Origin of the sequence: Pseudomonas sp. LAIL14HWK12:I7, assembly GCF_000483465.1 — a bacterium.
Lineage (GTDB): Bacteria > Pseudomonadota > Gammaproteobacteria > Pseudomonadales > Pseudomonadaceae > Aquipseudomonas > Aquipseudomonas kermanshahensis.
On sequence record NZ_AXYZ01000001.1, the window covers coordinates 465,767 to 481,637 of the forward strand.

The following is a 15,871-nucleotide window of genomic DNA, read 5'->3' on the forward strand; positions in this document are numbered from 1 at the left end:
CTTATTTGCCCAGTTGTTCGGCCAGCTCGGCGGAGCGCGTCGCTGCGGCCTGCAGCGCTTGCTCGACGATGGCTTCGAAGCCGTTGGCCTGGAACGACGTGATCGCAGCTTCGGTGGTGCCGGCTGGCGAGGTGACACGGCGGCGCAGTTCGGCAGCGTCGACATCGCTGGCCACGGCCATGCGCGCCGCGCCCAGCGCGGTCTGCAGGGTCAGCTGGGAGGCGGTTTCGCGAGGCAGGCCGAGCTTTTCGCCTGCGGCGGTCATCGCCTCGATCAGCAGGAAGAAGTACGCCGGCCCGCTGCCGGAGACGGCGGTCACTGCGTCCAGTTGCTGCTCTTGGTCCAGCCACAGGGCAGTGCCCACGGCAGACAGCAGCTGTTCGGCCTGTTGCCGCTGTTCGGCGTTGACTTCCTGGGTGGCGTACAGGCCGCTGACGCCTTGGCGCAGCAGCGCTGGCGTGTTGGGCATGCAGCGCACCACCGGGCGTGGGCCTACCCAGCTCTGCAGGCTGGCGCAGGTGATACCGGCAGCGATGGAAACAATCAGCTGGCCTTCCTGCAGGTGGGCTTGCAGGGCTTGGCAAACGGCCTTCATGACCTGCGGCTTGACCGCCAGTACGATCACGTCGGCGTCAGCGATTGCCTGGGCATTGTCTTCGAAGGTTTCGATGCCGTGCTCGGCCTGGATGCGGGTACGGGTCTCGGCGCCCGGGTCGCTGGCGCGGATCTGCGAAGCCTCCAGGCCCTGGGCACGCAGGCCGCCGATCAGGCTGGCGGCCATGTTGCCGGCGCCGATAAAGGCAATACGTGTCTTGCTCATGTCAGGTCCTTGTGGGAAAGAGTGAGTAAAGCATGGAATCAGACGGGCCCGTAGTCGCGGGCACCGAACAGGGCGGTGCCGATACGTACCCAGGTCGCTCCCTGGGCAATCGCCGCCTCCAGGTCGTGGCTCATGCCCATGGACAAGGTGTCCAGGCCAAGGCCCAGGCGCTGCTGCAAGGTGCGCAGGCTGGCAAAAGCGGCCTCTTGGGCGGCGCGGTCATCGCTGGGCTCCGGGATGGCCATCAACCCGCGCAGGCGCAGATTGGGCAGTTTCGCGACGGCCTCGGTCAGCGCTGGCAGGTCGGCCGGTGCGCAGCCGGACTTGCTGTCTTCGCCACTGACATTCACCTGCAGGCAGATGTTCAGCGGTGCCAGTGCAGCAGGGCGTTGCTCCGAGAGGCGTTGGGCGATCTTCAGGCGGTCCACGGAATGTACCCAGTCGAAATGCTCGGCAATGGCTTTGGTCTTGTTCGACTGAATGGGGCCGATGAAGTGCCAGATCAAGGGCAGGTCGCGCAACGCTTCCTGCTTGGTCAGGGCTTCCTGCAGGTAGTTTTCGCCGACATCGCGCACGCCAGCGGCGTAGATTTCACGGATGGCGCTGGCGGGCTTGGTCTTGCTCACAGCCAGCAACTGGATGCTGGCCGGGTCCCGCCCGGCGGCCTGGGCGGCGCTGGCGATGCGGGCGGCAAGGGCGGATAGGTTGTCTGCTATGGTGGACATGGATCGATGCCGGCGGCGAAAGGGTCTGCGGCATTCTACCTGCTTGATCGCCTTTGGGGAGTCTCATGGATGTGACCGACCTGTTGGCCCGTGCTGTGGATGCGCGGGCTTCGGACCTGCACCTGGCCGCGGGCCAGGTACCGATGTTGCGCCTGGATGGCGAACTGCAACGCATGGACCTGCCGCCGCTGACGGCAGCGGCGCTGAGTGATGCCATGGCGCCCTTGCTGGGCGATGACGCTTGCCGGCAATGGGCGCAGGGGGATGAGCTGGACCTTGCGTTGGCGCTGCCAGCGTTAGGCCGTTTTCGCCTGAACCTGTTCCGCCAGTTGAATGGGGTTGCGGCGACCTTTCGCCTGATACCCAGACGCATTGCGACTTTGGACGAGCTCGACCTTGTGGAAGTGTTTCAAGCTGTTGCGCAGTGTTCCGATGGCCTGATTCTGGTGGGCGGGCCCACTGGCAGTGGCAAGTCCAGCACCTTGGCGGCGCTGCTCGATCAGCTCAACCGCGAGCGGTCACTGCATATCATCACCCTGGAAGACCCTGTGGAAGTTATCCACAGCAGCCAACGGAGCCTTATCAACCAGCGCGAGATGGGCCGCGATTGCCGCGGGTTTGCCCAAGGGCTGCGCAGTGCGCTGCGTCAGGACCCGGATGTGATCATGATCGGCGAGTTGCGCGATCTGGAGACGATTCGCCTGGCATTGCGGGCGGCAGAAACGGGGCACTTGGTGCTGGCAACCGTGCACACGCGCTCGGCTGCGGGCAGCATCGACCGGCTGGTGGAGGTGTTTGCCGCCGAGGAAAAGCCGCTGGTGCGGGCGATGCTGGCCGAGTCGCTGCGCCTGGTGGTGGCGCAAGTGCTGGTCAAGCGCGTGGGCGGCGGGCGGGTAGCGGCGCGGGAGGTGTTGGTGGCTAACACGGCAGTGCGTAACCTGATTCGCGAAGGGCGGATGGCGCAGCTGAGTTCGGTGATGCAGACGGGGGCGGCGGAGGGGATGCGGACGATGGAAGGGGCGATGCAAAGGCTGAAAGTGATGGGATGGGTGTAGGAGCATCCTTGTGCTGCGAAGAGGCCGGTGACGTCAGCGACAATCCGCTGTGTTTTCACTGGCCTCTTCGCAGCACAAGGCTGCTCCTACCAGAGCCGTGGTCGAGGCTCGATTAGCGCTTGGCCAGGGCCAGCTGCTGCTGTTCTTTCGGCAACACCCGCTTGGCCACGACATAGTGCTTCTGCCAGTAAGGCTTGCTGAGGGTGTCGATGCTCACCCGCTTGCCGCGACGCGGGGCATGGATGAAGCGGTCGTTGCCCAGGTAGATGGCAACGTGGTTGACCCGTCGGCTCTTGATGTTGAAGAAGATCAGGTCGCCAGGCTTGAGGTCGCCCTTCGCCACCTTCACACCGTGGCCCTGGGCCATGGCATTGGAGGTGCGTGGCAGGTCGACATCGGCCACATCATTGAAGGCGTATTTCACCAGGCCGCTGCAGTCGAAGCCCTTTTTCGGGCTGCTGCCGCCCCAGACATAGGGCGTACCGAGCACATTCACCGCACGGCTGAGCACATCGCTGCTCTGCTTCGGCGACATGGAGGCAACCGGCAGCCCACGGCTGCTGGCCGCGTTGCTTGGGCGTGCGCGCAGCGTGGTGTGCTTGGCAGGCGCGTGTTTCACCGAGGCATTGGTGGTATAGCCAGTGAAACCATTGGGAAGACGTTGCTCACGATTGGTGGCGTGGGCGGCCAGGGGCAATAATAGACAGAGGGTCAGCCATGTCTTGAGTAAAGGCGGCATAGATGAAGCTCTTTATGAATAGTTATGTGTTAGGCGCGCAACTTTATAACAGCTTTTTGATCAATTTCTGATCCGTTGGTCGATTGGTGGGGTGCCATACGTCGGCCTGCGACGAGAAAGTCACATTTTTTCTTAGAAAATTTTCGGATAACCCACGAGGGCTATGAATGAACAGTTATCAACAGGGTGAGCCGCTTCACGACACCCACAGCAAGGTCATCGGCTACTTTTTGTGGATTTTCGGCTTCACCGGCTCGCACCGTTTCTACTACGGCAAGCCGATCACTGGGACGATCTGGTTCTTTACCCTGGGCCTGCTGGGCATCGGCTGGCTGATCGACCTGTTTCTGATCCCGGCGATGGACAAGGAGGCGGACTTGCGCTTCCGGTCCGGTCGGATCGACTACAACATCGCCTGGATTCTGCTGACCTTCCTGGGCATTTTTGGCCTGCATCGCCTGTACCAGGGCAAGTGGATCACCGCGATCATCTACTTCTTCACGGGCGGCCTGTTCCTGGTCGGCGTGCTGTACGACTTCTGGACTTTGAACAGTCAGATTTCCGAAGCCAACAGCGATCGTCGCTGATTGCAGATCGTGTAGGCGCAGCCTTGTGCTGCGAAGAGGCCGGTACAAACACCTAACATCCTTGGTGTTTGCACCGGCCTCTTCGCAGCACAAGGCTGCTCCTACCGAGTTTTACTGGCGGGTCTGGCGCTGTTGCAGCAGCAGGTTGCTGAAGCCTGCGCCGGCAAGCTGTTTCTGCGCCCCGGTCAGTTGTTCGCGGTTGCTGAACGGGCCGACCAGTACGCGGTACCAGGTTTCATCCTTGACCGTCCCCGACTCCACCTTCACCGACTGGCCGAGCAGGATGATCTGCGCGCGGACCTTGTCGGCATCCGCCTGCTTGCGGAACGAGCCGGCCTGCAGGAAGAACTGCGTGGTGGCCGCAGGCTTGATCACCGGCGGTGCCGGTGGTGGCGTTTGGCCCAGCAAGGCGGCCTGGGCGCGTGCCGTGTCGATCTTCGCTGCTTCTGCCGGGGTGACCGGGGTCACTGGCTGGGCAGGCACCGGTGGCGTCTTCTCTGGCACGGCTTCCGGCGGCACGATGACCTCGGACTCCGGCAGCAGGGTGTAGAAGTCATACTTCGGCTTCACCGGCTGCTGCGGGGTGGCCGGGGTGGTCTTGCTGGCTTCGGCCACCTTTTCCGGTTTTTGTTGTTCAGGCTTGGTGCGCTTGATGTCCGCACCGCCTGGCTCGAGCTTCATCAAAAAGACGATGAAAGCGCCCACGGTCAACCCGACTGCCAGCCATACCCAACCCGGGATCGGCTGCTTGGCCGGCGCCTGTTGGCGGCTGGCGCCGCGTTTTGGAGCAGGTTTTTTCTTGGCAGCCAACTTACATGCGCTCCAGGGTTTCCAGGCCGAGCAGTTCCAGACCTTGCTTGAGGGTGCGACCGGTCAGGGCAGCCAGGCGCAGGCGGCTCTGTTGCTGCTCCGGGGTTTCGGCGGCGAGGATCGGGCAGTTCTCGTAGAAGCTCGAGAACAGGCCAGCCAGGTCGTACAGGTAGCTGCACAGCACGTGCGGCGTACCCTTGTCGGCCACGCTGTTAAGCACTTCGCCGAATTGCGCCAGGCGCGCGGCGAGGTCCAGCTCCTTCTCGGCCTGCAGCACGATCTTGCCGTCGACCTCGTCGAAGCCCTTGCCCAGCTTGCGGAACACGCCCGCCACGCGGGTGTAGGCATACAGCAGGTACGGCGCGGTGTTGCCTTCGAAGTTGAGCATCAGCTCGAAGTTGAAGCTGTAGTCGCTGGTGCGGTGCTTGGACAGGTCGGCGTACTTCACCGCGCCGATCCCGACCACTTCACCGATGTGGCGCAGATCGTCTTCGGCCAGGCTCGGGTTCTTCTCCTTGACCAGGGCGTAGGCACGCTCCTTGGCCTCGGTGAGCAGGTCGATCAGCTTCACGGTGCCGCCGTCACGGGTCTTGAACGGGCGACCGTCGGCGCCGTTCATGGTGCCGAAGCCCATGTGTTCCATTTGCATCGGGTGGCCGACGAAGCCTGCACGGCGCGCCACTTCGAACACCTGGTTGAAGTGCAGCGCCTGGCGCTGGTCGACGAAGTACAGGGCACGGTCGGCCTTGAGCACATTGCTGCGATAGCGCACTGCGGCCAGGTCGGTGGTGGCGTACAGGTAGCCACCGTCGGCCTTCTGCACGATCACTGGCAGGGGTTCGCCTTCGCTGTTCTTGAACTCTTCGAGGAACACGCACTGCGCGCCCTGGTCCTCGACCAGCAGGCCCTTGGCCTTGAGGTCGCTGACTACGTTGGCCAGGTCGTCGTTGTAGGCGCTTTCGCCCATGACGTCGGCCATGGTCAGCTTGACGTTGAGCAGCTCGTAGGTTTTCTGGCAGTGGGACAGGGAAATGTCCTTGAAACGCGTCCACAGGGCCAGGCACTCAGGGTCGCCGGCCTGCAGCTTGACCACCAGGCCGCGGGCGCGGGTGGCGAATTCTTCGGACTCGTCGAAGCGTTTCTTCGCGGCGCGGTAGAAGTTCTCCAGGTCCGACAGCTCGTCGCTGGTGATCGGGTTTTCCTGCAGGTAGGCCATCAACATGCCGAACTGGGTGCCCCAGTCGCCGACGTGGTTCTGGCGGATGACGTTGTCACCCAGGAATTCCAGCACGCGCGCCACGCTGTCACCGATGATGGTCGAGCGCAGGTGGCCGACGTGCATCTCTTTGGCCAGGTTGGGGGCCGACAGGTCGATCACGACCTTTTCGCTCGGGCCGGCCTTGCGCACGCCCAGATTGTCATCGGCCAGGGCAGCGTCCAGGCGGTCGGCCAGAGCGCTGGTGTTCTGGAAGAAGTTGAGGAAGCCTGGGCCGGCAATCTCGACCTTGCTGATGTCGTCGCTGGCGGGCAGCGCGTTGATCAGTTTTTCGGCCAGGTCGCGCGGCTTCATGCCGGCAGGCTTGGCCAGCATCATCGCGATGTTGCTGGCGAAGTCGCCGTGGGTCTTGTCCCGGGCGTTTTCCACCTGAATCGCCGGCGATAGCCCTTCAGGCAGCACACCGTCGGTGACGAGTTGGGTGAGGGCTTGCTGGATCAGCTGGCGAATGGTGTCTTTCATGGGGTTCTCTTTTCGACCGCAAGCGCGGTGGAGCGCTTCGATGCGCAGGTGGAAAAACTGGGCATTATCCGTTGCCGGGAGCGGGTTGCCAACCTTTGCCAAGGCTCAGGGTGTCAGTAGAGGTCTACCGGGTCCACGTCCAGCGACCAGCGAACCTGTCGGCCGCTCGGCATTTGCTCCAACACTAGCAACCAGGCGCTGATCAGTCGATGCAGGGGTGCCCGGGTGTTGGCCTGTATCAATAATTGGGCGCGGAAGCGGCCTGCTCGGCGCTCCATGGGAGCCGGTACCGGGCCCAACAGTTCAATGCCCGGCAGGCGCTGTTCGGCCACCAGGCGCTCTGCTGCGCTGCAGGCTTCGTCGAGGAAGCCTTCGGCCTGGCCCGGTTTGTGCGCTTCGGCGCGCAGCAAGGCCAGGTGAGAAAAAGGCGGCAGGCCGGCGGCGCGGCGCTCGTCCAGGGCTTGCTCGGCGAAGGCGAAATAGCCTTGTTCGGTCAGCTGTACCAGCAAGGGGTGGTCGGCCAGGTGGGTCTGGATGATCACCTTGCCGGGCTCTTCGGCGCGCCCGGCACGCCCGGCAACCTGCACGATCAATTGCGCCATGCGCTCGCTGGCACGGAAGTCGCCGGAGAACAGCCCGCCGTCGGCGTCGAGGATGGCCACCAGGGTCACGCGTGGGAAGTGGTGCCCCTTGGCGAGCATCTGGGTGCCCACCAGGATGCTCGGCTGGCCACGCTGGATGGTGCCGAACAGGTTGTGCATGGCGTCTTTGCGCGCCGTGCTGTCGCGGTCCACGCGCAGGATCGGGTAGTCCGGGAACAGCACCTTAAGGCGCTCTTCGGCGCGCTCGGTGCCTGCGCCCACCGGCCGCAAGTCGACATGGTTGCACTGTGGGCACTGGTGCGGCAGGCGTTCGTCATAACCGCAGTGGTGGCAACGCAGCACGCCGGAACGCTGGTGCACGGTCATGCGCGCATCACAGCGAGGGCATTCGGACAACCAGCCGCAATCGTGGCACAGCAACGTCGGGGCAAAGCCGCGGCGGTTGAGGAACACCAGCACTTGCTGGCCTGCTTCCAGGGTCTGGCGGATGGCCTGCTGCAGTGGGCCGCTGATGCCACTGTCCAGCGGCAGGCTTTTCACGTCCAGGCGCAGCATGCGCGGCGGGCGGGCACCGCCGGCGCGCTGGTTCATGCGCAGCAAGGTGTAGCGGCCGGTCTGGGCGTTGTGCAGGGTTTCCAGCGACGGCGTGGCCGAGCCGAGCAGGATCGGGATGTTCTCCTGGTGGGCGCGCACCAGGGCCAGGTCGCGGGCGTGGTAACGCAGGCCTTCTTGCTGTTTATAAGAGCCGTCGTGCTCTTCGTCGATGATGATCAAGCCGGGGTTTTTCATCGGCGTGAACAGCGCCGAGCGGGTGCCGATGATGATGTCGGCCTCGCCGTCACGGGCTGCCAGCCAGGCGTCCAGCCGCTCGCGGTCGCCGACCGCCGAGTGCAGCAAGGCGATGCGGGCGTTGAAGCGTTGCTCGAAGCGCGCCAGTGTCTGCGGGCCGAGGTTGATTTCCGGGATCAGCACCAGCGCCTGCTTACCGGCCTCCAGTGTTTCGCGGATCAACTGCAGGTAGACCTCGGTCTTGCCGCTGCCGGTAACCCCGGCCAGCAGAAACGCGTTGAAACTGCCAAGGCCCAGGCACACGGCATCGAAGGCGTTGCGCTGCTCTTCGTTGAGGGGCAGTTCGGGCTGCGCCAGCCAGTGCTCGTGGCGCGGCGTTGGCAGGTGGCGGCGTACTTCGACGGTGACCAGCTCCTTGGCCAGCAGCAGGTCGAGGCTGTCCTTGTTCAGGTTGAGCTTGCCCAGCAGGCTGTGGGCCACGCCGTGTGGGTGCTGCGCCAGGGTTTTCAGGGCATCGCGCTGGCGCGGTGCGCGGGCGATGCGAGGGTCATCGTGGCGGGCATCGGCGGCGACGTGCCAGAAGCGTTCCTGGCGCATCTCGGCCAGTTCGCCCTGGCGCAGCAGGGTCGGCAGGGCCCAGCTCAGGGTATCGCCCAGGCTGTGCTGGTAGTACTGGGCCGTCCACAGGCACAGCTTGAGCAGGGCCGGCGGCAGCGGCGACACCGGGTCCAGCAGCGCAATGGCCGGCTTGAGCTTGTCGGCGGGCACTTCGCTTTGGTCGCACACCTCCACCAGCACGCCGATCATCTCGCGGCGCCCGAATGGCACACGAATGCGCATGCCCGGTGTGAGGGGCTGGCGCGCCATGCTCGCCGGCGCCCTGTAGTCGAACAGGCGACGCAGCGGGGAGGGCAGGGCAAGGCGCAGGATGACGTCGGACACGCGGAAGGTCTCGCAAGGGCATTTCAAAGACTGGCGAGCCTAGCAGACGACAGTCGGTGCAAGCGACAACTTGCGCTGAGGCTGGGCTCTGGTATTATTCGCCGCCTAATTACGTGCGGTATTCAACAATTGGTGTTGGGTGGCGGCACGCAGCTCGAGGAAGTGACCATGAAAGCAAATATTCATCCGAACTACGAAGTAGTTGCAGTCACCTGCAGCTGCGGCAACAAGTTTGAAAGCCGTTCGACCCTGGGTAGCACCCTATCGATCGACGTTTGCAACCTGTGCCACCCGTTCTACACCGGTAAGCAGAAAGTCCTGGACACCGGTGGTCGCGTACAGAAGTTTGCCGATCGCTTCGGCATGTTCGGTGCCAAGAAGTAATAATGCGCATGGCGAATCCCTCGGGTTTCGCGTTGTTGCAAAAAAAAGCGCCCCTTGTGGGCGCTTTTTTTGTGGGCGCGATTTGGCATCTTCCTGCCCAGGCGTTCTGCCCGCTGCCGGCCAACCCTCAACCGGTGGCAGTGCGGCAGGTGGTAGATGGCGATACCTTGCGCCTGACCGACGGCCGCAGCGTGCGCATGATCGGCATCAACGCCCCGGAGATCGGTCGCAAAGGGCGGACCAGCGAGCCCTATGCCGAGGCGGCCAAGCGGCGCTTGCAAGCCTTGGTCAAAGCCAGCGACGGGCGTGTCGGGATGGTGACGGGCGTTGAGGGCAAAGACAAATACGGCCGCACACTGGCGCACATCTACGGCCGCACTGGCAACAATCTGGAAGCACAACTGCTCAGCGAGGGGCTCGGCTACCGCGTTGCCGTTGCCCCCAATGTGCGCCTGGTGGGGTGCCAGCAACTGGCCGAGCAAGCGGCGCGCAAGGCGGGTGTCGGGCTGTGGCGAAGCTCCCCGGTGCTGCGCGCGCGGGATGTCAGGCAGTCTGGCTTCGCTGTCATCGGTGGCCGAATCGAGGCGGTCGAACGTAACCGCGGCGGCGTCTGGCTGAGCCTGGATAGCACCGTGGTGCTGCAGGTTCCCGCTCGTCTGCAACGCAACTTCCCGGCCAGCTTCTTCGATAATCTCAAAGGGCGCCAAGTCGAGGCGCGTGGCTGGATGCTGGATCGTTCCCGCAAGGGCGGCCTTAAGCCTGGGCAGCGACGCTGGGTGTTGCCATTGACCGATCCGAGCATGTTAGAACGTATTTCAGGCTGAAAAGATGTAGACATTTCGGTATTGGATTGTACACACTGTGATTCGTATGCCCCGTGGGTTATAGCGTAAAGTCGTAGGCTAAAGGCCTTGACACAAGTGACCGACCAGTCTTGTGACTCCCCGGCTCTTTGCGTATCCTCGGCGGTCCGTCAGAACAGTAAATAGCGGAATGCCCACCATGTCAGACCTGAAAACCGCCGCTCTCGAATACCACGCTCAACCTCGTCCGGGGAAACTGAGCGTCGAGCTCTCGAAGCCCACCGCCACCGCCCGTGACCTCGCCCTGGCCTACAGCCCAGGTGTTGCAGAACCCGTGCGCGAAATCGGCCGTGATCCAGAGCTGGCCTACAAATACACCGGTAAAGGCAACCTGGTTGCGGTGATTTCGGATGGTACTGCCATCCTCGGTCTGGGTGACCTCGGCCCACTGGCCTCGAAGCCGGTCATGGAAGGCAAGGGTGTTCTGTTCAAGCGTTTCGCTGGCATCGACGTATTCGACATCGAAGTCGAGTCGGAAAGCCCGCAAGCTTTCATCGACACCGTTCGCCGCATTTCGATCACCTTCGGTGGCATCAACCTCGAAGACATCAAGGCTCCAGAGTGCTTCGAAATCGAGCGCACCCTGATCGAGCAGTGCGACATCCCGGTCTTCCACGATGACCAGCACGGCACCGCGATCGTCACCGCGGCCGGCATGATCAACGCCCTGGAAATCGCCGGCAAGAAGCTGGAAGAAGCCAAGATCGTCTGCCTGGGTGCCGGCGCTGCCGCTATCTCCTGCATGAAGCTGCTGGTCAGCATGGGTGCCAAGGTCGAGAACATCTACATGATCGACCGCAGCGGCGTGATCCACGCTGGCCGCGACGACCTGAACCAGTACAAGGCGCAGTTCGCCCACGCGACCGACAAGCGCACCCTGGCTGACGCCTTGAACGGTGCTGACGTGTTCGTTGGCCTGTCCGGCCCGAACCTGCTGAGCGCAGAAGGCCTGAAGTCGATGGCGGCCAACCCGATCGTGTTCGCTTGCTCGAACCCCGATCCGGAAATCTCCCCAGAGCTGGCTCACGCCACCCGTAACGACGTGATCATGGCCACCGGTCGTTCCGACTACCCGAACCAGGTCAACAACGTACTGGGCTTCCCCTTCATCTTCCGTGGCGCCCTGGACGTACGTGCCAAGCGCATCAACGAAGAAATGAAGATTGCCGCCGCCATCGCCCTGAAAGACCTGGCCAAGCTGCCGGTTCCTAAGGAAGTTTGCGAAGCCTACGGCGTCGAAGGCTTGGAATTCGGCCGTGAGTACATCATTCCGAAGCCTCTGGATGCCCGTCTGATCACCGTTGTTTCCGATGCTGTCGCCAAGGCTGCTATCGAGTCCGGTGTGGCGACCCTGCCGTATCCGAAGCACTACCCGCTGAACAGCGTGGATGAAGTGTTCAACGGCTGATTGCCGTAAGTGACACAAAAAAGCCCCGGCTCGCGAGAGTCGGGGCTTTTCGTGTAATGGGGTGTCAGACGTTTCTGTTTTGAGTGTGCCCCCAGCTCTTGCCGAGGAGTATCAATCAATATGGTGCATAACGTGATCGGATAGCTACTTGCAGCAACCGACAGCGACTAGGCGTTGAAGCTTCGGGCACAAAAAAAGACGCTCGAGGCGTCTTCTTTTGTTGCTTAAAGCAGATCCGGACACCACTTGCGAACCGCCTTGCGCGATTACGGCCTAGGCCGCTGGGAAGCGCTCAATCTCATCCGGTCAGTCGCTTCGAAGTGCCAAATATAAGCACTGATACGGCGTACGTCAATCTCGGATGAGATCCCTATCTCCGATCAGAACAGGTCCATCGGCGCTGCTTCGTCTGCTGGCAGCGGGCTTCCCGGTGCCGCGCCGTTGCCCAGTTCATCCCCTGACGGTGGCGAATCTTCGGCCTTGAACAACTCGAAGTAGGCGTTCGGCGTGCCCGGCGAGGCCGCACGGCCGCTGACCGGGTCGACACGCAGGCTAAGGATGCCTTCCGGCTCAGCCGGTACGTGGTTGGGTTTGTCCTTCAGCGCAGCACCCATGAAACTCATCCAGATCGGCAGCGCCGCAGTGCCACCGTATTCGCGGCGGCCCAAGGTCTCGGGTTGGTCGAAGCCGACCCATACCGTGGTCACGTAATCGGCGTTGTAGCCGGAGAACCAGGCATCCTTGGACTCGTTGGTGGTACCGGTCTTGCCGGCCAGGTCGGTGCGGCCCAGGGCCAGCGCACGGCGGCCAGTGCCCCGTTTGATTACATCCTGCAGCATGCTGGTGAGGATGTACGTGGTGCGGCCGTCGATGATCTGTTCCGCCACTGCCGGCGTTTGCGGTGCTGGCGTGACTTGGCCAAAGGCGGCCGGCGCCTCGCCCGGCATGGCTGCGGTGCTGATCGGCTGCTCTGGCGCGGCAAGGCCTGCCTGGTCCTGGGCGCCTTGCGGCACGCGGGGCGGGTTGGCGGTGAACAGGGTCTCGCCGCTGCGGCTCTCGATGCGGTCGATCAGGTACGGGGTGATCTTGTAACCGCCGTTGGCAAAGGTGCTCCAGCCCGTGGCGATTTCCATCGGCGTGAGGGTTGCGGTGCCCAGTGCCAGCGACAGGTTGCGCGGCAAGTCCTGCTTGTTGAAGCCGAACTTGGCGATGTAGTCGATGGTGCGGTCGACGCCCATGGCCTGCAGCAGGCGGATCGATACCAGGTTGCGCGACTTGTACAGCGCCTCGCGCATGCGGATCGGGCCGAGGAAGGTGTTGGTGTCGTTCTTCGGCCGCCAGACCTTGTCCAGGTACTCGTCGACGAACACGATCGGTGCATCGTTGACCAGGCTGGCCGCGGTGTAGCCGCTGTCGAGCGCCGCGCTATAGATGAAGGGCTTGAAGCTCGAGCCAGGTTGGCGCTTGGCCTGCATGGCACGGTTGTAGTTGCTTTGCTCGAACGAGAAGCCGCCTACCAGAGCACGAATGGCGCCGTTGTATGGGTCGAGGGTGACCAGCGCGCTTTGTGCGCCCGGCACCTGGCTGAACTTGAGCTTGCCGTCGTCCAGGCGCTGCAGGCGCACCAGGTCACCTACCTGGGCAACATCGGCGGGGCTTTGCGGTGCGCGGCCCTGGGAATTGCTATTGAGGAACGGGCGCGCCCACTTCATGGTGTCCCAGGCGACGGTTTCTTCCAGGCCGCTGCGGGTCAGCACCTTGAGGTCGGTCTTGTCGACCTGAGTGACGATGGCCGGCTCAAGGCCGCCCAGGGTGCGCTGCTTGCTCAGTTCCAGCAGCCAGGCCGCGTGGGTCTTGCCTGGGAAGCGTGCCTCGGGGCCGCGGTAACCGTGGCGTTCATCGTAATCGGAAAGGCCCGTGAGAATGGCTTTGTTGGCCATCTCCTGCATGTCGCTCGGCACGGTGGTGGTAACGCGGAAGCCCTCGGTGTAGGCATCGCTGCCATAACGGCCGACCATCTCGGCGCGGGCCATCTCGGCGACGTACGGGGCATTCACCTCAGGTGTCGGCACGTGGTAGCTGGCGTTGAGCGGCTCGGCCAGGGCGGCCTGGTAGCTGGCCTGGTCAATCTTGCCGAGCTTGTACATGCGGCCAAGAATCCAGTCGCGACGCTCTTTGGCGCGCACCGGGTTGGCCAGGGGGTTGAAGCGCGAAGGTGCCTTGGGCAGGCCGGCGATCATCGCCATTTGCGCCAGGCTCACGTCGCGGATCGACTTGCCGTAATAAACCTGTGCGGCGGCATCGATGCCGTACGCCCGGTTGCCCAGGTAGATCTTGTTCACGTACAGCTCAAGGATTTCGTCCTTGGTCAGCTCACGCTCGATCTGCAGGGCCAGCAAAATCTCGTTGGTCTTGCGCGAAAAGCTGCGCTCGCTGGTGAGGAAGAAGTTCTTCGCCACCTGCATGGTGATGGTGCTGCCGCCCGTCTGGATATGGCCGGTTTTTACCAGCTGAGTCGCGGCGCGCATCAGGCTGCTGGGGTCAACGCCGTAGTGGTTGAGGAAATTGTCGTCCTCGGCTGACAGAAGCGCCTGGATAAATTGTGGGGGGATTTCCGCGAAACGGATCGGCGAGCGGCGCATTTCGCCGAACTCGGCAATCAGCTTGCCGTCGCTGCTGTACACCCTGAGGGGGATCTGCAACTGGATGCTTCTGAGGGACTCGACCGAGGGCAGGCTAGGGCTAAGATACAGAAACGCACCGCTCACACCGAGTACGAGCGCGCTAATGACTGCGACGGAAGACCACCAGAAGAACTTCAGCAGACGTATCAAGGCTTTTGGGCGTCCAGGTTGATAAGTGAATTGCGTACGGGTCCGGCGGACCAAAAACGCTGGGCATTATAAGCATTTTTTCGCCTTGCCGGGTGACCGGCCAGGTGGCCCGTCGAACCGTTTGGCCGCTGGGGCCTAGCGCTGACGCGGGTTTGCGGCATACAGCAAAGGAACAGCGATGCTTGGACGTTTCGGCATGGATGCCGGTTCACTCTTGGGGGTGGAAATTGCCCCCGACTCCGTTCGGATTGTGCAGCTGCAGCGACGCAAGGGGCGTTGCCAGGTCGCGGCCTGGGCGCACGAGCCGTATGAACCGTACAGTGGGGCTGATTGGGCGACCGACCCTGCCCGGCTAGTGGCTGCGTTGCGCCGTGCCTGCAGGCGCAGCGGCAGTCGGCAGCGGCGCGTTGCGGTGGCGCTGCCGGCAAATCAGGTGATCTGCAAGGTGTGCCAACTGCCAGCGGGCCTGAGTGAAGCCGATATCGAGGCCCAGTTGCTGGCTGATGCGGATCGCCTGTTTCCATTTCCGCTTGATGATCTGGCGCTGGACTTTCAGTTGCTCGGGGCCTCCGAGGCCCAGGCCGATTGCCAGGAGGTCATGGTGGCTGCCTGTCGCCAGCGTGCGCTGGAGCCCGTTGAAGCCCTGCTTGATGCTGCCGGGCTGCAGGCCGAGGCGATGGAGGTCGACAGTATCGCGTTGCAGCGGATGCTGCCGCAGGGCGCGCTCGCGGGTTCGGCATTGCTGCGCATCGAAGCGCAAGGCGCGACGCTGCATTGTTGGCGGCAGGGCATGCCCGCGCAGCGCCGTGAAGTGCACCTCGGCCAAGCACTTGGCCAATGGCCGGCGCTTTTGGGCGACGACAGTCAACTGGAATGCGTGCTGGTCGCCGGCAGTTCACCGATCGAGCAAGCGTGGCTGGATAACCTGAGTGCAGAGGTGAAGCTGCCCTGTCGGCCCCTGCCTTCTATTGTGGGGTTGGAGCCTGGTGGGGGCGAGATGCTCTTGGCATGCGCCTTGGCGCTCGGAGGCATGCAGCCATGATGCGTCTGAACCTTTTGCCCTGGCGCGAGCGGCAGCGCCGGTCGATGCTTCGGCGCTTTCAGTGGATGTTGCTTGGCAGTGCGGCGCTGGCCCTGTGCGCCGTGATGCTGATCGATCAACTGGCACGCCAACGTGCGCAGCAGCAAGGGTTGAGCACTGTTAGCCGTCAATCCGCCATTGCGCTGCTGGATGAACAATTGGAGCAGCACGCTGAAGTGCGTGCCGCCCACGATGCTGCCCAGGCACACGCTGCGGTGTTGGCCAGCCTGCGTGCCGATCAAGGTGTATTCCCCGCGTTGCTTAGCGACCTGGAGGCAGCGTTGCCTGCTGGTCTGCAGCTCACTGAGCTCACGTTGGCAGGCGGCCGTTTGCAGGTGACCGGCCAGGCCGCGTCCGGTGCTGTGGTCGCTCAGTTCATGCGCGACCTCGAGCGGTCCGCGGTGCTGCAAGGCCTGGAGCTCAAGCATGTGAAGCACCTGCCTTCGGGCGATGAGTTTGTCCTGACAGCGCGTGTGTCGGCGTTTTGGTCGTGA

14 protein-coding genes are annotated in these 15,871 nt (G+C 63.2%); 7 read left to right on the forward strand and 7 right to left on the reverse strand.

Going from position 1 to position 15,871, the window contains the following annotated elements; translation table 11 throughout:
• Position 1: 1 nt before the first annotated feature.
• Positions 2 to 820: a pyrroline-5-carboxylate reductase gene (proC, locus tag D886_RS0102220; protein ID WP_027592341.1), complete on the reverse strand. Its 819-nt coding sequence runs from the start codon at positions 818 to 820 to the stop codon at positions 2 to 4.
• 38 nt (positions 821 to 858) lie between these two features.
• The gene (locus D886_RS0102225; RefSeq protein WP_027592342.1) at positions 859 to 1,545 is read right to left on the reverse strand and encodes a YggS family pyridoxal phosphate-dependent enzyme; all 687 of its coding nucleotides are present in this window, start codon (positions 1,543 to 1,545) and stop codon (positions 859 to 861) included.
• Positions 1,546 to 1,610: 65 nt separating this feature from the next.
• On the opposite strand from D886_RS0102225, the gene D886_RS0102230 reads away from it, so the two are divergent.
• Positions 1,611 to 2,600, forward strand: a complete 990-nt coding sequence (locus tag D886_RS0102230) for a type IV pilus twitching motility protein PilT (protein ID WP_027592343.1) — start codon at positions 1,611 to 1,613, stop codon at positions 2,598 to 2,600.
• Positions 2,601 to 2,712: 112 nt separating this feature from the next.
• Here D886_RS0102230 and D886_RS0102235 read toward each other — a convergent pair whose 3' ends face one another.
• Positions 2,713 to 3,339 (reverse strand): C40 family peptidase, encoded by a 627-nt coding sequence (locus D886_RS0102235; protein WP_027592344.1) that lies wholly within the window; start codon positions 3,337 to 3,339, stop codon positions 2,713 to 2,715.
• A 167-nt stretch (positions 3,340 to 3,506) separates the two neighbouring features.
• Between D886_RS0102235 and D886_RS0102240 the strand changes: the two genes are divergently transcribed.
• Complete coding sequence (locus D886_RS0102240; protein WP_027592345.1) at positions 3,507 to 3,926, forward strand: TM2 domain-containing protein; 420 nt, start codon at positions 3,507 to 3,509, stop codon at positions 3,924 to 3,926.
• A gap of 111 nt (positions 3,927 to 4,037) precedes the next feature.
• Here the strand turns inward: D886_RS0102240 and D886_RS0102245 are convergent, their stop codons facing one another.
• The 3 genes from D886_RS0102245 to D886_RS0102255 all read right to left on the reverse strand — a co-directional run bounded on the left by D886_RS0102245 (position 4,038) and on the right by D886_RS0102255 (position 8,807).
• Positions 4,038 to 4,736, reverse strand: a complete 699-nt coding sequence (locus tag D886_RS0102245) for an SPOR domain-containing protein (RefSeq protein WP_027592346.1) — start codon at positions 4,734 to 4,736, stop codon at positions 4,038 to 4,040.
• Position 4,737: 1 nt separating this feature from the next.
• Positions 4,738 to 6,474, reverse strand: a complete 1,737-nt coding sequence (gene argS / locus D886_RS0102250; RefSeq protein ID WP_027592347.1) for an arginine--tRNA ligase — start codon at positions 6,472 to 6,474, stop codon at positions 4,738 to 4,740.
• A gap of 113 nt (positions 6,475 to 6,587) precedes the next feature.
• Positions 6,588 to 8,807 carry a primosomal protein N' gene (locus D886_RS0102255; RefSeq protein WP_027592348.1) on the reverse strand — a complete coding sequence of 740 codons (2,220 nt, stop codon included), beginning with the start codon at positions 8,805 to 8,807 and terminating at the stop codon, positions 6,588 to 6,590.
• Positions 8,808 to 8,975: 168 nt separating this feature from the next.
• Between D886_RS0102255 and rpmE the strand changes: the two genes are divergently transcribed.
• From rpmE to D886_RS0102270, 3 genes are all read left to right on the forward strand, one after another.
• A complete protein-coding gene (rpmE, locus tag D886_RS0102260; RefSeq protein ID WP_027592349.1) occupies positions 8,976 to 9,191 on the forward strand; it encodes a 50S ribosomal protein L31 in 216 nt (71 codons plus the stop codon).
• Between the two features lie 2 nt (positions 9,192 to 9,193).
• Positions 9,194 to 10,015: a thermonuclease family protein gene (locus D886_RS0102265; protein ID WP_027592350.1), complete on the forward strand. Its 822-nt coding sequence runs from the start codon at positions 9,194 to 9,196 to the stop codon at positions 10,013 to 10,015.
• A gap of 178 nt (positions 10,016 to 10,193) precedes the next feature.
• Positions 10,194 to 11,462 carry a malic enzyme-like NAD(P)-binding protein gene (locus D886_RS0102270; RefSeq protein ID WP_027592351.1) on the forward strand — a complete coding sequence of 423 codons (1,269 nt, stop codon included), beginning with the start codon at positions 10,194 to 10,196 and terminating at the stop codon, positions 11,460 to 11,462.
• Positions 11,463 to 11,842: 380 nt separating this feature from the next.
• Here D886_RS0102270 and D886_RS0102275 read toward each other — a convergent pair whose 3' ends face one another.
• Positions 11,843 to 14,293, reverse strand: coding sequence for a penicillin-binding protein 1A (locus D886_RS0102275; protein WP_371097097.1), 2,451 nt, complete (start codon positions 14,291 to 14,293; stop codon positions 11,843 to 11,845).
• A gap of 181 nt (positions 14,294 to 14,474) precedes the next feature.
• Between D886_RS0102275 and pilM the strand changes: the two genes are divergently transcribed.
• Positions 14,475 to 15,338 carry a type IV pilus biogenesis protein PilM gene (gene pilM, locus D886_RS0102280; protein WP_027592353.1) on the forward strand — a complete coding sequence of 288 codons (864 nt, stop codon included), beginning with the start codon at positions 14,475 to 14,477 and terminating at the stop codon, positions 15,336 to 15,338.
• Positions 15,335 to 15,871, forward strand: a complete 537-nt coding sequence (locus tag D886_RS0102285; RefSeq protein ID WP_027592354.1) for a PilN domain-containing protein — start codon at positions 15,335 to 15,337, stop codon at positions 15,869 to 15,871. Before pilM ends, D886_RS0102285 begins: the two co-directional genes overlap by 4 nt.

Excerpts from the sequence above, each read along its gene's own strand:
- D886_RS0102265 (WP_027592350.1), top strand. The coding sequence starts at position 9,194 with ATGCGCATGGCGAATCCCTCGGGTTTCGCGTTGTTGCAAAAAAAAGCG.
- D886_RS0102235 (WP_027592344.1), bottom strand. The coding sequence starts at position 3,339 with ATGCCGCCTTTACTCAAGACATGGCTGACCCTCTGTCTATTATTGCCC.
- rpmE (WP_027592349.1), top strand. The coding sequence starts at position 8,976 with ATGAAAGCAAATATTCATCCGAACTACGAAGTAGTTGCAGTCACCTGC.
- D886_RS0102240 (WP_027592345.1), top strand. The coding sequence starts at position 3,507 with ATGAACAGTTATCAACAGGGTGAGCCGCTTCACGACACCCACAGCAAG.
- D886_RS0102225 (WP_027592342.1), bottom strand. The coding sequence starts at position 1,545 with ATGTCCACCATAGCAGACAACCTATCCGCCCTTGCCGCCCGCATCGCC.
- D886_RS0102285 (WP_027592354.1), top strand. The coding sequence starts at position 15,335 with ATGATGCGTCTGAACCTTTTGCCCTGGCGCGAGCGGCAGCGCCGGTCG.
- proC (WP_027592341.1), bottom strand. The coding sequence starts at position 820 with ATGAGCAAGACACGTATTGCCTTTATCGGCGCCGGCAACATGGCCGCC.
- argS (WP_027592347.1), bottom strand. The coding sequence starts at position 6,474 with ATGAAAGACACCATTCGCCAGCTGATCCAGCAAGCCCTCACCCAACTC.
- pilM (WP_027592353.1), top strand. The coding sequence starts at position 14,475 with ATGCTTGGACGTTTCGGCATGGATGCCGGTTCACTCTTGGGGGTGGAA.
- D886_RS0102230 (WP_027592343.1), top strand. The coding sequence starts at position 1,611 with ATGGATGTGACCGACCTGTTGGCCCGTGCTGTGGATGCGCGGGCTTCG.
- D886_RS0102270 (WP_027592351.1), top strand. The coding sequence starts at position 10,194 with ATGTCAGACCTGAAAACCGCCGCTCTCGAATACCACGCTCAACCTCGT.